10 protein-coding genes are annotated in these 15,133 nt (G+C 33.2%); 5 read left to right on the top strand and 5 right to left on the bottom strand.

What is annotated here, in order from left to right; translation table 11 throughout:
- Positions 1–299: 299 nt before the first annotated feature.
- Positions 300–1,703, top strand: a complete 1,404-nt coding sequence (gene lpdA / locus HNP35_RS21095; RefSeq protein ID WP_184166955.1) for a dihydrolipoyl dehydrogenase — start codon at positions 300–302, stop codon at positions 1,701–1,703.
- A gap of 52 nt (positions 1,704–1,755) precedes the next feature.
- Here the strand turns inward: lpdA and HNP35_RS21090 are convergent, their stop codons facing one another.
- Positions 1,756–2,409, bottom strand: coding sequence for a hypothetical protein (locus HNP35_RS21090; protein ID WP_184166952.1), 654 nt, complete (start codon positions 2,407–2,409; stop codon positions 1,756–1,758).
- Between the two features lie 176 nt (positions 2,410–2,585).
- Between HNP35_RS21090 and HNP35_RS21085 the strand changes: the two genes are divergently transcribed.
- Positions 2,586–3,128: a lipocalin family protein gene (locus HNP35_RS21085; RefSeq protein ID WP_184166949.1), complete on the top strand. Its 543-nt coding sequence runs from the start codon at positions 2,586–2,588 to the stop codon at positions 3,126–3,128.
- A 57-nt stretch (positions 3,129–3,185) separates the two neighbouring features.
- On the opposite strand, the gene HNP35_RS21080 is transcribed toward HNP35_RS21085, so the two are convergent.
- Positions 3,186–3,560 carry a DoxX family membrane protein gene (locus HNP35_RS21080; protein ID WP_184166946.1) on the bottom strand — a complete coding sequence of 125 codons (375 nt, stop codon included), beginning with the start codon at positions 3,558–3,560 and terminating at the stop codon, positions 3,186–3,188.
- A 276-nt stretch (positions 3,561–3,836) separates the two neighbouring features.
- On the opposite strand from HNP35_RS21080, the gene HNP35_RS21075 reads away from it, so the two are divergent.
- The 3 genes from HNP35_RS21075 to HNP35_RS21065 all read left to right on the top strand — a co-directional run bounded on the left by HNP35_RS21075 (position 3,837) and on the right by HNP35_RS21065 (position 8,675).
- Positions 3,837–5,123 (top strand): anthranilate synthase component I family protein, encoded by a 1,287-nt coding sequence (locus HNP35_RS21075; protein WP_184166943.1) that lies wholly within the window; start codon positions 3,837–3,839, stop codon positions 5,121–5,123.
- A 160-nt stretch (positions 5,124–5,283) separates the two neighbouring features.
- Positions 5,284–6,594 (top strand): tRNA lysidine(34) synthetase TilS, encoded by a 1,311-nt coding sequence (gene tilS / locus HNP35_RS21070; RefSeq protein ID WP_184166940.1) that lies wholly within the window; start codon positions 5,284–5,286, stop codon positions 6,592–6,594.
- On the top strand, positions 6,594–8,675 hold the full coding sequence (locus HNP35_RS21065) for a protein-disulfide reductase DsbD family protein (RefSeq protein ID WP_184166924.1): 2,082 nt from the start codon (positions 6,594–6,596) through the stop codon (positions 8,673–8,675). Before tilS ends, HNP35_RS21065 begins: the two co-directional genes overlap by 1 nt.
- Positions 8,676–9,072: 397 nt before the next feature.
- Here the strand turns inward: HNP35_RS21065 and HNP35_RS21060 are convergent, their stop codons facing one another.
- The 3 genes from HNP35_RS21060 to HNP35_RS21050 form a co-directional block, all read right to left on the bottom strand.
- The gene (locus HNP35_RS21060) at positions 9,073–10,389 is read right to left on the bottom strand and encodes an ammonium transporter (RefSeq protein ID WP_184166921.1); all 1,317 of its coding nucleotides are present in this window, start codon (positions 10,387–10,389) and stop codon (positions 9,073–9,075) included.
- Positions 10,390–10,729: 340 nt separating this feature from the next.
- Entirely contained in the window at positions 10,730–12,037 is a 1,308-nt protein-coding gene (locus HNP35_RS21055; RefSeq protein WP_184166918.1) for an amidohydrolase family protein, read from the bottom strand.
- A 37-nt stretch (positions 12,038–12,074) separates the two neighbouring features.
- A complete protein-coding gene (locus tag HNP35_RS21050; protein WP_184166904.1) occupies positions 12,075–15,074 on the bottom strand; it encodes an amidohydrolase family protein in 3,000 nt (999 codons plus the stop codon).
- Positions 15,075–15,133: the final 59 nt, after the last annotated feature.

Genomic DNA, 15,133 nt, shown 5'->3' with positions numbered 1-15,133 from the left:
CACAAGTAACTCCGCAAAGAGAATCACCAATCTTTGTCGAGCTTCTTGCGGAGATTTCTCCTTCGTGGAAATGACAAATAGTGCGAAACTCATCATTATTAAATACTTTGTGCCTTAGCGTCTTTGCGAGCAAATCTTCAGCCCAATAGAAACAAATCTTAGCGAACCTTTGCGTAAATCTTAGCGCTCTTAGCGGTAAAACCCCAACCCAAAATTTCACGCAAAAAACATTGAAAATTAAACTTTAAACAGAACTTTATTCCTTAATTTTGTAACCGCTAAAATAAAAACAAAATACTATGAGTTCATTTGACGTAGTCATTATAGGTTCAGGTCCTGGAGGATATGTATCAGCAATTCGTTGCGCACAATTAGGTTTCAAAACTGCAATTGTAGAAAAATATAATTCATTAGGTGGAACTTGCCTTAACGTAGGTTGTATTCCTTCAAAAGCATTATTATCATCTTCACACCATTATTCAGAAATCGCTCATTTCGCAGATCACGGAATCGAAGTTTCTGGAGATGTAAAAATCAATTTAGAGAAAATGATTGCCCGCAAACAAGCTGTAGTTGATCAAACTGTAGGCGGAATCAATTATTTAATGGATAAAAATAAAATTACTGTTTTCAATGGTTTAGGTTCGTTTGTAGATGCAACTCACATTGCTGTTGCAAAAGCTGATGGAACATCAGAGACTATCGAAGCAAAATATACTGTAATTGCTACAGGTTCAAAACCATCTTCTTTACCATTCATCAAAATCGATAAAGAAAGAATCATCACTTCTACTGAAGCTTTAGCTTTAAAAGAAGTTCCAAAGCACTTAGTAATTATTGGTGGTGGAGTTATCGGAATCGAGCTTGGACAAGTTTACTTACGTCTTGGAGCTCAGGTTTCTGTAGTGGAATTCATGGACAGAATCATTCCTGGAATGGACGGAGCTCTTTCTAAAGAATTGACGAAAGTATTGAAAAAACAAGGAATGAAATTCTACGTTTCTCACAAAGTAAAATCAGTTGAAAGAAACGGTGATGCTGTTACTGTTCAGGCTGAAAACGCAAAAGGAGAAACTATCACTCTTGAAGGAGATTATTCATTAGTTTCTGTTGGTCGTCGTCCTTACACAGACGGATTAAACGCTGACAAAGCAGGAGTTAAAATTTCTGATAGAGGACAAGTTGAAGTAAACGATCATTTACAAACTAGCGTTCCTAATATCTATGCAATTGGTGACGTTGTTCGTGGAGCAATGTTAGCGCACAAAGCAGAGGAAGAAGGAGTAATGGTTGCTGAAATTTTAGCAGGTCAAAAACCACATATCGATTACAATTTAATTCCTGGTGTTGTTTATACTTGGCCAGAGGTTGCTGCAGTTGGACAAACTGAAGAGCAATTGAAAGCTGCTGGAGTAAAATACAAATCAGGAAGTTTCCCATTCAAAGCTTTAGGACGTGCAAGAGCAAGTGCTGACTTAGACGGATTTGTAAAAATCCTTGCTGATGAAAAAACAGATGAGGTTTTAGGAGTTCACATGATTGGTGCACGTACAGCAGATTTAATTGCTGAAGCGGTTACTGCAATGGAATTCAAAGCGTCTGCTGAAGATATTTCTAGAATGAGCCACGCACATCCAACTTTCGCGGAAGCGGTAAAAGAAGCAGCATTAGCAGCTACTGAAAATAGAGCTTTACACGTATAATTTTACGTAGAGAACATTAAAAAAAACCGTCAGATTTAATCTGACGGTTTTTTTATTGTTTCAACAGTTTAAAAGTATAATAAGTCTCTTTGTTTTTTAAATAAACTCTGTAACACTCAGCATCTTCGTCATAAATTTTATAAAGATATTTATCGCCTTTAATGCTCATATTTTTTCGGGAGATATTATCACTTTCAATAAATTCTAATTCAAACTCACAATTGCCTTTTTGTTTAAAATGTAATTTTGAAGTAGTATTATCACTAAATTTTTCTGTCCATGTATTATTAGATAAAGTGACTTCTACTTTATTTCCATCATTTTCAAAATAATGATATTTTGAATTTTTAGTGAGCTGATTACATTGTTCTTTTGTAGTTTTTTCTACAGGTTTTTCATATTGTATTGCCCACCCATCAGCTTCTTTTGATTGCGGAAAAAGAGCTACAAATTCGTTGCAGTTCTTTTGTAATCTAAAGAATATCAATTCGAAAGCTTTTTGGCGAGTAATTGAATCTCCAAATTTTTTCATGTATGGAATGATGTAAGAGTTGGTAATCGTATTGACTCTGATCTCATTATTTAAATTTTTATTTTGAACTAACGCTTTGCATATTTCAATATTTAACGAATCTACAGACTTTACCGTTTGAGATCTGGAAAATAGGGTTAAAAAGAAAAGAATTAAAAATAGGTTTGTTTTCATTGATAAGTTGTGAATCGGTTTGTCAAATATAATTTTTAGTACGAACATTGTTATGTTTTCTTTTTCTATTTTTTGTTTTTTTTTATTGGAGAAAAATATGTAAACATTCAAAATAATTTTGTAAATTAGATTAGTATTTCAGGAGCTATCTTTATGATAATTAAAAAGATAGTATTATGAAAAGTAGATATATAGTTCCAGTTTTGATTGGAGCAGGAATCGGAATCGCGCTATACTCATGCGGAGGAGGAATTCCAGATAAAGCAAAAGCTGTAACAAACTTTGACAGCAAAAAATATCTCGGAAAATGGTATGAAATCGCTAGATTGGATTACAAATGGGAAAGAGATTTGAATAACGTAACAGCAGAATATTCTTTAAACGAAGATAAAACTATAAAAGTCGATAATAAGGGCTATAATGTCAGAAAAGACAAATGGGAGGAAAGTATCGGGAAAGCTAAATTTGTCAAAAAAGACAATATTGGTATGCTTAAGGTCTCATTTTTTGGTCCTTTTTATTCTGGTTATAATGTCGTAGCAATCGATGCTGATTATAAGTACGCGCTTGTTGCCGGTGAAAGCTTAAAGTATATGTGGATACTTTCTAGAGAGAAAACAATTCCAGAAAGTGTCAAAGCAGATTTTCTGATTAAAGCTCAGGAAATCGGTTATAATGTAACCGATTTAGTTTGGGTAAAACACGATAAAATGAATTAAAGAAAAACCCGATAGTTATAAAACTATCGGGTTTTTTATTTCTAAATTGAAAATAAATTATGCTGTAAATACACTTTTGTAATTATTCCAATATCTGTAAATCAAGAATAAGTTTGCCAGAAATAATAAAATTGCAATCGGCAGTCCTTCTGGGGCAAGAAAATAATTGATGAACAAGATGTTTACCGTAATCGGTAAGATCAAAATATTTGCTAAAGTTACATAACGCCCAGTTACAAATGCAATTCCGCAAAGCAACTCAATAGATTTTGCTAAAGGCATTAAATAAGTTGAAGCCATTAAACCAACATTAAAAGCTTTGAAATTTCCTGTAGTTTCAGGCTCTGGCATTAAATGAAAAAAGTAACTGATAGAAGCAAAAAGTAACAAAAGACCAACTAAAACGCGGACAATAATTGTGGCAATTTTCATAATACTTAGGATTTTTTAAGGTTAAAAAATATAATTAAGCTATTGGAAAAGATGCAATTCTACAGATTCTAATGAGGAAAATAATTCAAATTTCCGAGACTGTTTTTGAGAATTCTACAATCAAATTAAATCAATTTTGGGATTAAACTAATTGTATATCAAATATAACGAATTTTTTCTTATTAAACAGTTGAGTTTTTAACAGTTTTAATAATTTTTATGGGATCATCTTATCCAAAAATTTTGTCGTAATTTTGACGTTTAAAATTACCATTTTTGAGAGTTTCCATTCATAAAAATATTGCCAATCCAAAACTGTTTAGAGAGCAGCTTTTAAGTTGGGCGCAACAGTTTCGCGAAGTCATTTTTTTAGATAGCAATTCATATCCGCAACACTATTCCAACTTTGACTGTGTATTGGCTGTAGATGCTTTTACTTCTTTAAAAACAGATTATTACAATGCTTTTGAAGATTTAAAACAGTATCAGCAAAATACAAAAGATTGGCTTTTTGGATATCTTTCTTACGATTTGAAAAATGATATCGAAAAGCTTAATTCTAATAATTTTGACGGTTTAAATTTTCCTGATTTGTTTTTCTTTCAACCTAAAAAGATTTTTATTTTGAAAGGGAATCAACTTGAAATCCAATATTTAATGATGTGTGATGATGAAGTTGAAGAAGATTTTAATACAATAGTCGAAAGTCGAAAGTCAAAAGTCGAAAGTCATCAATCTTTAGAAATTGAACAACGAATTTCTAAAGAATTGTATATTCAAAAAGTGAATAAAATGCTTGAGCATATTCACGTTGGTGATATGTATGAGGCCAATTTCTGTATGGAATTCTATGCAGAAAATGCGGTTATAAATCCGTTAGAGAAATTTCAGAAACTGAACGAGATTTCGCAAGCGCCATTCACAGTTTTCTTTAAAAATAACAAACAATATCTGCTTTCTGCATCGCCAGAGCGTTATTTGACAAAAGTTGGAGATAAAATTATTTCACAGCCAATAAAAGGAACTTCAAAACGATTTGCTGATCCTGTTGAAGATGAAAAATCGAAAGCCTATTTGCTTTCTGACGAAAAAGAACGTGCAGAAAATATCATGATAACTGATTTAGTTCGAAATGATTTGTCGCATACCGCACAAAAAGGCTCTGTAGAAGTTGAAGAGCTTTGCGCTATATATTCGTTTTTGCAGGTCCATCAAATGATTTCGACAGTAACTTCAAAATTAGATCCTCAATATTCTGCTGTAGATGTTTTGAAAACAACTTTTCCGATGGGAAGTATGACGGGCGCACCGAAGATTTCTGTAATGGAAATTGTGGAGAATTTGGAAGAAACGAAAAGAGGCTTATACAGCGGCGCAATTGGTTATTTTACACCCGATGGAGATTTTGATTTTAATGTCGTAATTAGAAGTATTTTGTACAATCAGGAAAATAAATATGTTTCTTTTTCGGTTGGAAGCGCCATTACAGCGCTTTCAATTCCAGAAAAAGAATACGAAGAATGTTTGTTGAAAGCCAAAGCAATGCACGAAGTTTTGAGATAATTTCTTTTTTGCCACGAATTTGCTTCGCCTGTTCGCTATCGTTCGAGCCACGAATTTATTTTAATCTGTTTCGCAGAGATAATTCGTGAATTCGTGGCGAAAAAAGATGCTTAACATTTCGTTTAAAAATAGATCGGATTTAATTTTTTACTTTTATAAAATGTTTTCAAAATTTCAAAATCATATCGTTTCTAGATTTCCTTTCTTAGCAGAAAAAAAACTTTTTCTGGCTGTTAGCGGTGGAATTGATAGTATGGTTTTGCTTCATTTGCTTCATCAATTACCTTATGAAATTGCGGTTTTGCACTGTAATTTTCAACTTCGAGGATTGGAAAGTTTTGGAGATCAAGATTTTGTTCAGAATTATTGCGGCCAAAATAATATTCCTGTTTTTTCTACTCATTTTGACACTGAAGCTTTCGCTAAAGATTTTAAATTGTCTACTCAAGTAGCAGCAAGAGAACTTCGATATAATTGGTTTTACGAGCTTTTAGAAGAAAAAAACTTCGATTATATTTTAACCGCTCATCATGCCGATGATAATCTGGAAACTTTCATTATCAATTTAACTCGCGGAACTGGTTTAGAAGGTTTAACGGGAATTCCAGAACAAAACGATAAAATTATTCGTCCGCTTCTGCCTTTTTCGAGAGAAGAAATTCTGAAATATGCAGAAGAAAATAAAATAGATTGGAGAGAAGATAGCAGCAATGCTTCGACAAAATATTTGAGAAATAAAATTCGCCATAATTTGGTTCCGGTTTTAAAAGAAATCAATCCGAATTTTATTGATGCTTTTAGAAAAACGCAATCTTTTCTTCAAGAATCAAAAGAAATGGTTGAAGATGCTTCGATTATGATTTATCAGCAAGTAGCGAAAGAAGTTGGAGAAGATATTCATTTCGATTTAAATCAATTAAAAAAACTTCCCAATTACAAGTCTTATTTATATCAATGGTTAAATGAATTTGGTTTTTCGGCTTGGAATGATATTTACGATTTGGTTGAAGGGCAATCTGGAAAACAAGTATTTGCTGAAGAGTTTAGATTGTTGAAAAACAGAGAAACTTTAATTTTAAGTCCGTTTTCTGAAACGCCAGAAAAGGAAGAATATCAGATCAATGAAAACGATACAGAAGTTAATTTTCCCTTAAAAATAAGTCTTTGTAACGTAGGTCACACAACTTATGATTCAAATAGAGTTATATTTGTCGACGCTGATAAAATCCGTTTTCCTTTGCTATTGCGTAAATGGAAAGAAGGTGATAGTTTTCAGCCATTTGGAATGCATGGAAAGTCAAAAAAAGTAAGCAAACTTTTTAAAGACGAAAAACTATCATTAATAGAAAAAGAAAAAACATGGATTTTGTGTTCGGACGATCAAATTGTTTGGGTCGCTGGAATTAGGCAAGATGAACGTTTTAAAATAGAAAAAGCCACAAATAAAATATATAAAATAGAATTACAATAATGAACTTTACTCAAAATCCTCAGACAAGTTTGTCAAGAAATATTTGGACTAAATTACTGTTACTTTTCTTGTTTTTCTTTGCTTTTGCAAAAGGAAATGCACAAATTTTAGAACCAGTAAAATGGACTTCTAAAATTGAAAAAAAAGGAAGTAATGCCGTTTTAATTTTTGATGCCGTTATCGAAAAAGATTGGCATATGTATTCGCAGTTTACGCCAGAAGGCGGACCATTGGCGTTAGAAATTTCTTTTAAGAATCAAAAAGGAAATTATGAGCTGATTGGAAAAGCAAAAGAAGGAAAAACAAGGACAGCTTATAACGATGTTTTTGAAGTAAATGAAACTTTCTTTGAAGGAAAAGCACATATCGAACAAGAGATTAAAATTATAAATCCAAACTTAAAAACAGTCGATGTAGACTTTGATTTTCAAGTTTGTAAAGAAGTTTGTATCAACTCAAGTAAAAAGTTTTCAATCGCCGTTCCTTCAACTTTTAAAATAGAGGAAGTTCCTGTTGTTGCAGAAGCAAAAGCTGACGAAACAAAAGTAGAAGGTATTGCAGTAGATACGGTTAAAAAAGAAGAACCAACTCAAGCTAAAGTTGAGAAAACTGCAACAGTAGCAAAAGAAGAAATTCCCGCTGCTGCATCATCTAGAAGTTTGTGGTCTATCTTTTTTGTAGCCTTCTTATTTGGATTTACTGCATTATTAACACCTTGTGTTTTCCCAATGATTCCGATGACAGTAAGCTTCTTTACAAAACAAAGCAAAACGCGAGCTGCAGGAATAAGAAATGCCATTATTTATGGTGTTTCTATTATTGTAATTTATGTTGGTCTAGGGTTAATTGTTACTAAAATATTTGGTGCAGATGCTTTAAATGCTTTGTCTACAGATGTTTGGTTTAATCTTATTTTCTTTGTGATTTTGGTTGTTTTTGCTACTTCATTTTTAGGCGCATTCGAAATTATGCTTCCAAATTCATGGGCAAATAAAGCAGACGAACAAGCTGATAAAGGTGGAATTATCGGTATATTATTTATGGCATTGGCATTGGCAATTGTCTCTTTTTCATGTACTGGGCCAATTGTAGGAACAATTCTGGTTGAAGCTGCAACAAATGGAGGTATTGCTCCAGCTGTTGGAATGTTAGGGTTTTCTACTGCATTGGCGCTTCCGTTTATGTTGTTTGCTATGTTTCCAGGCTGGTTGAATTCATTGCCAAAATCTGGAGGCTGGTTAAATACGGTAAAAGTTGTTTTAGGATTTTTAGAATTAGCATTTGCTTTTAAATTTTTATCGAATGCCGATTTAGTTTTACAGCTTCACTTTTTAGAAAGAGAAGTGTTTATCGCAATCTGGATTGCTATTTTTGCGGCTATGACTTTGTATTTATTTGGAAAAATAACATTGCCTCATGATAGTCCTACGCATCATATTTCTGTTGGAAGACTTTATTTAGGTTTATTAACTTTGGTGTTTACAATGTATTTAATTCCTGGTTTATGGGGAGCGCCTTTAAAATTAATTAGTGCATTCCCGCCGCCTCCAACATATAGTGAAAGTCCATTTGGAGTTGGAGGATCTGGAAACGGAGCTGTTTCTTCAGAAGCAGGAAAAGGTCTTCCAAAAGGAGCAGAATTAGGTCCGCATGGAATTATGGTTTTCCACGATTATGAAGATGGTTTGGCTTACGCGAAAGAAATTAAGAAGCCAATTATGCTTGATTTTACAGGTTATGCTTGTGTAAATTGTAGAAAAATGGAAAACAACGTTTGGTCTGAGCCAGCGATTTTACCGATTCTAAAAAATGATGTCGTTTTGATTTCTCTTTATGTTGATGATAAACGTGAATTACCAAAAGAAGAGCAATTTACAACAGCTTCAGGTGACAAAATCATTACGACTGGCGATAAATGGACAGACTTTATGATTTCAAAATATAAAACGAATACACAGCCTTTATACGTAATTACAGATTTGGAAGGAAATAATTTGAACACTTCTAAACCAACTATTAGTTATGTAAGTGCTGACGAATATTTAAAATGGCTAAAAGAAGGGATTTCTAATTTTAAATAAAAAGAATTAAGAATTAAGAATTAAGAATTAAGAATTAAGAATTAAGAATTAAGAATTAAGAATTAAGAATTAAGAATTAAGAATTAAGAATTAAGAATTACTGGTTTTAAAATCTTTATTCTAAATGATATAATATATTTTCTTGGGGGTTGAAATTAATTCAAACAAAAGCGCTCTAATTAATTTTAGGGCGTTTTTTTATGCAAGCTTTAAAAACTCATTTCTGTTATTAGAGAAACTCCAGAGGAGTTTAATAATTAATACGAGTTTAAAAAGCTCCAGCGGAGCGACATTTTTTGCGATGTGCTTTATATTTTCATAACTATATTATAAAAAAAGGGCTGTTCTTATAAAGACAGCCCCTTTTATTTATCAAGCGAAAGTGAAAATTAATTTCTTATAAGAATTCTCCGTGTTGAGAGATGTCTAATCCTAATTCTTCTTTTTCTTCAGTAACTCTTAGAGGAGTAATTTTATTAACGATGAAGAATAAAACATAAGAAGCAACAAAAGCAAAGATAGAAACCACAACTAAAGCAGTTAATTGGTTGATGAACAATGTTGGAGTTCCGAAGATTAAACCTTGATTGTCTCCAACTGCTGGGTTAATAGCTTTTGAAGCAAAAACACCAGTTAACAACATACCTACCATACCACCAACACCGTGACAAGCAAATACGTCTAATGCATCATCAATTTTTCCTTTAGGGAATTTGCTCACAACGATATTACTAACAATTGCAGAGAATAAACCGATAAAGATTGCATGAGAAATACTTACGAAACCAGCAGCAGGTGTAATAGCAACAAGACCTACAACAGCTCCGATACAAGCTCCAAGAGCAGATAATTTGTGTCCTAAGATTTTGTCAAGGAAAACCCATGCCATAGCAGCAGCGGCAGCAGCAACAGTAGTTGTTCCTAAAGCTTGAGTTGCAAGACCATTAGCTCCTAAAGCAGAACCAGCGTTGAAACCAAACCATCCGAACCAAAGTAAACCTGTTCCTAATAATACATAAGTAATTCTAGCAGGGTTAGCTTTTTGTACTTTTCTTTTTCCTAAGAAAATAGCTCCAGCCAATGCAGCCCATCCAGCACTCATGTGTACTACAGTTCCTCCAGCGAAGTCAAGAACTCCCATTTTGAAGAAAACTCCATCAGGATGCCAAGTCATGTGAGCTAGCGGAGTATATATTAAAATGATGAATAAAACCATAAATAACAAATACGCCCAGAAACGGATACGTTCTGCAAATGCTCCAGTGATTAACGCAGGAGTAATGATAGCGAATTTTGCCTGAAATAATGCGAATAACATAAAAGGAATCGTTGGTGCAAGGCTCCAAGCAGTGTTTGTTCCAACACCTTCAAAGAATAAATTAGTAGATGGATTACCAATAATACCTCCAATAGTTGGTCCAAAAGCTAATCCGAAAGCAACAACAACCCATAAAATTGTAACAATTACCATTGCCATAAAACTTTGTAGCATAGTACTAATTACGTTCTTCTTACCTACCATACCTCCGTAAAAGAAACCTAATCCAGGTGTCATTAACAATACAAATGCAGTTGCAACGATCATCCAAGCGGTGTCTCCTGTATCAAACTTTACAGCTTCTGCTGGAATTGGGTTATCTGCAATGATAAAGTTTGAAATAAAGGTTAGTACTAAAATCGTGATAAGAATCACACTTAAAATAATTTTTCGCATAGTTATTTAGTTTTAAAATTTTTGATAAAAGTATAAAATGATTTGATACCCCCTAAAAAAATATAGTCTGCTGTTTAATTTTTGTTAATTTTTCATTTTAACCCCCTCAGTTTTGAGTGTATGTGTTAAAAATGACTTAAAATTTACAATTTCTTAATCGAAAATGGAGTCGGTTTGTGTTTTTTGCCACTTTTGAGCCTTTATTTAAGGTAATAATTAGGTGTTTTTGAATATTTATTGCAGTATTCTTTGTGATTTTCTAAAAACAATTGTTTTTCTAAAAGAAAATGACATCAAACGAATAAACGTCTGATGCCATTTTTAAATTGAAGTTTTGAGACTATTTCTGGTTGTATTTTGCTTTGAATTTATTGCTAAGCTTAACTTGAAAAGTTTCTAAATTGATATTTCTTCCTTGAATAAATGCTGTAGAGAGTTTGTTTGTTCTCATATCTAGCGCATCACCTTCAGAAATAAATAAAGTAGCGTCTTTACCTGTTTCTAAAGTACCGCAGATAGCATCAATTCCTAATAGTTTAGCGGTGTTTGATGTAATTAATTGAACTGCTTTTTCTTTGTCTAAACCAAAAGCGGCACAAGTTCCAGCGAGAAACGGAAGATTTCTAGCGCCCATACGTTCGTTATCACCGCTGTTTTCTAAACCTACTAGAATACCTTTATCAGTTAATATTTTAGCCATTTTATAAGGTAAGTTAACATCTTGGTCTGCGCTCGTCGGCATATCGTGAACACGTCTTAATAAAACACCAACATTGTATTTCTGTAGAGTCGATGCCGCTTTATAAGCTTCAAAACCGCCAACAATTACAATTTTCTTAATACCATTATCTGCTGCTAATTGTATTGCATCCACAATCTGTTTTTCTTCATCTGCATGAATATATAATGTAATCGTCCCGTCAAACAAACCTTTTGTGGCTTCAAGTACAATATTTCTTTCTTTAGAAACTGCTTGGTTATATGTTTTTGCGTTGACGAAAAAAGAATTAATTTCTTCTGATTGCTTTGGATAATCTTTGTTAGCTTCAATAATTCCAGGTTCAAACCAATTTCCAGTTCTTCTAAAACTAGATGGAAAGTTCAGATGAATTCCATCATTTTCTTTCAAAATAGCATCTTGCCAGCTCCACGCATCCAATTGCACAATAGATGATGTTCCTGATATTCTGCCACCTCTTGGAGTTACTTGTGCAATTAAAACGCCATTCGGACGAACAGTTTCTACAACTTTAGATTCAGAATTATAAGCAATAATACTTCTCACATTCGGATTAAAACTGCCAATTTCTTCATCATCGTTTGAAGCTTTTACGGCATCAATTTCCACCAAACCAAGAGTGGAATTAGGCGAAATAAAACCTGGATAAACGTGTTTTCCTGCTGCATTAATGGTAGTATCGTAAGCGTTATCGGCCAATCTTATCGTCGACGCATCGGCTACTAATGTCAATTTTCCGTCTTTAAACCCAATCGCGCTATTTTCAATAATTGTCCCGTTTCCTAAGTGAGCCGTCGCGTTTAATATTAAAACCGATTTGGATTGTTTCGGAGCTGGGATCTGCTGAGCATTAAGCTGAGCCGAAGCACAAACTAGTAAAAACAGCTTAAATATATTTTTATGTATCATCTTTTCTCTTTTAATCATTATGAATTTCCTAAAGTTCCTACCATTGTTCTAGAGTATCACAGTGATATTCTTTTTTCTCTTTTCTAGTTGGCTGTTGCGTGCTGTTTCCTTTATTTTTTTCTTGCAGCATTTGGCCAATCAATTCATTTCTTTCTTTGCTGATTGCAGTTTGTTTTTCGGCATCTTTTTCAATGTCAAAATAAACTACACCTTCGATAATTGTTTTTTCAGCTTTAGCATAAATAGATAATGGATTTTCGCTCCATAAAACTACATCAGCATCTTTACCAACTTTCAAACTTCCTACTTTGTCGTCAATATGTAAAAGTTTTGCAGGATTTAGCGTTACAAATTTCCAAGCATCTTCTTCAGAAATATTACCATATTTTACAGCTTTTGCAGCTTCTTGGTTCAAACGTCTAGACATTTCAGCATCGTCAGAATTGTAGGCAACAACCAATCCTTCATTATGCATAATTGGCCCGTTGAAAGGAATCGCATCGTTTACCTCAAATTTATAAGCCCACCAATCTGAGAAAGTCGAAGCGCCTACGCCATGTTGTTTCATTTTATCTGCAACTTTGTATCCTTCCAAAATATGCGTAAAAGTATTTACTCTAAAATTGAATTTTTCTGCAACATTCATTAACATTAAAATTTCAGATTCTATATAAGAGTGACAAGTGATAAAACGTTCTTTATTTAAAATTTCGGCCAAAGTCTGTAATTCTAAATCTACTCTTGGAGCTTTTCCTTTTTTATTTCCTGAATTGAATTTTTTCCAATTTTCATCATATTCTTTAGCAAGTTGGAAATAATCGGTAAATACTTGCTCGACACCCATTCTGGTTTGTGGAAAACGAGTTGGATTATCTATTCCCCAATTGGCTTGTTTTACGTTTTCACCCAAAGCAAATTTGATAAACTTTGGCTGATTTTTATATAACATTTCTTCTGGAGAAGAACCCCATTTCCATTTTACAATTGCAGAACGGCCTCCAATTGGGTTTGCAGATCCATGTAATAATTGTGAAATTGTAACACCTCCAGCTAAATCTCTATAAATATTAATGTCTTCAGAATTTACAACATCTTGAATCGTTACTTCGGCAGTAGAATTATGTCCGCTTTCATTTACACCTTTTGAGATTGCGATATGAGAATGCTCATCAATAATCCCACTTGTAATATGTTTTCCTTTTGCATCAATTACAGTTGCGCCTGCGTCAGAAAGATTTTTACCAACAGCAGCGATTTTACCATTTTTGATTAAGACATCACTTTCTGTTAAAATACCTTCTTTTTCATTGGTCCAAACCGTCGCATTTTTAAATAATAAAGTCTGAGCAGTTTGTTTTTTTGTATCTCCAAAAGCAACGTTTGGATACGTTGTAGGCATTACAGGGTTTGGTTTTTCTGCTTTGGCAGTATCTTTCACAGCGACAAAAGGACTCGTTTTTACGGCATTCCAAACCAATTCTTCTCCGTTGGATAAAGTTGCTTTGCCAGATAAATTTTGCTGGTTTTCTATAAATCCTGTCAAACGAGTAAAATTTGATTTGATCGTATCAACAGGCTTAATTACTAATGTAATCCAGTTTTTAGCGATAGAGAAAGTGCTTTTTACTTTTTTAGAATCTGCGGTTGTGATATCAGATTTTTGAGCCTCAGCAGTTCCGTCAATTTTCCATTTGTAAGTGTCTTTACCAATAGTTAAGTCGTAATTGCCTCGAATATCTTTTGCGTTAAGATCATTTACAATAAATTTCGATCCTTGAACCCAGTTTTCGTATAAAACAGTCTTTTCGTCAAATATTTCTCCAGAAGTAATAATAAAGTTGGCAAAACTGCCTGTTTTTAAAGTTCCTACTTCATTACTTTTTCCTAAAAGAGCTGCGGGAACAGTAGTTAAAGCTTCTAAAGCCTTTGTTTTATCAAAACCGTATTTAATCGCTTTTAATAAATTAGGTTTAAAATCTTCTATTTTTTTCAATTTATCAGTTGTCAAAGCAAAAACAACCCCGTTATCTGATAATACTTTTAAATTGGTTGGAGCCTGATTCCAGAAACGCATATCTGCCAATTCAATTTGATTAGAAAGATAAGGGTTTGAAACATCGTAAGCCTCAGGGAAATTTATCGGGATAATGAATTTTGCATTCGTATTTTTAATTTCTTCAATTCTTTCAAATTCGTTTCCGCTTCCTTTAAGAATATAGTTTAAGCCAAATTCTTTTGCGATTTTTGAAGCTCTTAAACTGTTTAGTTTGTCTTCTGTTGCAAATATTTGAATCAATTTTTCGTTGGCTGCCAATGCTTCCAATGATAAATCTTTGGTTTCAGAATTTCCTTTTTTGTACCAATCTAAATCTAAATACATTTGGCGCAATAAAGCCATCATACCCATTAAAGAGCTTGGATACGCTTGACTAGTCAGTGCACTTTTGGTAAACGCAAAATGATTAGAAATTTTATTAGCAATAATCTGTTTGCTTTTATCCTCATTATTTAAGGCAACCAAAACACCACTTCCTTGAGCAACTCCGTCAATAACATGAGTTCCCACAACTCCAAAACCTGCTTTTAATAACTCGTCTGCTTTTGGCTGATCGTATTTAAAAGATTCGTAACCATTTACTTCTGGTCTGATGCTTTCATTCCAATAATAACCAGATTTTTTAGTATCGTAGATTTGATTTCGGTTTCTTCCCGGTGGAAGATTGCTTTTTGGAGTTTCAATTCCAAAATTGGTATAAATATCTATAAATGACGGATAAATAGTTTTTCCTGTTAGATCTATACTGATGCTATTTTTAGGAATGGTAACATTGGTTCCAACAGCAATTACTTTTCCGTCTTGAATAAGTAAAGTTCCTTTTTCAATTTTTTGAGTTGGAGTAACATAAATTGTGGCATTAGTAAAAACAGTGTAATTTTTACTTTTATTATGCACACTTTCATTAACAGGGAAGTAGTCTTGAGCATGCATTTTTGTTAAAAAAAGGCTCAAAAAGAGTAGTAGTAGGGCTTTTTTCATATAGTATTTACAATTTTGTTGCTAAAAATATGAAATATATGTTACAACGGTTTTATTTT

Source organism: Flavobacterium notoginsengisoli (assembly GCF_014207905.1).
Taxonomy (GTDB): Bacteria; Bacteroidota; Bacteroidia; order Flavobacteriales; family Flavobacteriaceae; genus Flavobacterium; species Flavobacterium notoginsengisoli_A.
The sequence above is the reverse complement of the archived record's forward strand: the minus strand, read 5'-3'. Positions and strand labels throughout refer to the sequence as shown.

Excerpts from the sequence above, each read along its gene's own strand:
- lpdA (WP_184166955.1), top strand. The coding sequence starts at position 300 with ATGAGTTCATTTGACGTAGTCATTATAGGTTCAGGTCCTGGAGGATAT.
- HNP35_RS21090 (WP_184166952.1), bottom strand. The coding sequence starts at position 2,409 with ATGAAAACAAACCTATTTTTAATTCTTTTCTTTTTAACCCTATTTTCC.
- HNP35_RS21085 (WP_184166949.1), top strand. The coding sequence starts at position 2,586 with ATGAAAAGTAGATATATAGTTCCAGTTTTGATTGGAGCAGGAATCGGA.
- HNP35_RS21080 (WP_184166946.1), bottom strand. The coding sequence starts at position 3,560 with ATGAAAATTGCCACAATTATTGTCCGCGTTTTAGTTGGTCTTTTGTTA.
- tilS (WP_184166940.1), top strand. The coding sequence starts at position 5,284 with ATGTTTTCAAAATTTCAAAATCATATCGTTTCTAGATTTCCTTTCTTA.
- HNP35_RS21065 (WP_184166924.1), top strand. The coding sequence starts at position 6,594 with ATGAACTTTACTCAAAATCCTCAGACAAGTTTGTCAAGAAATATTTGG.
- HNP35_RS21060 (WP_184166921.1), bottom strand. The coding sequence starts at position 10,389 with ATGCGAAAAATTATTTTAAGTGTGATTCTTATCACGATTTTAGTACTA.
- HNP35_RS21055 (WP_184166918.1), bottom strand. The coding sequence starts at position 12,037 with ATGATACATAAAAATATATTTAAGCTGTTTTTACTAGTTTGTGCTTCG.
- HNP35_RS21050 (WP_184166904.1), bottom strand. The coding sequence starts at position 15,074 with ATGAAAAAAGCCCTACTACTACTCTTTTTGAGCCTTTTTTTAACAAAA.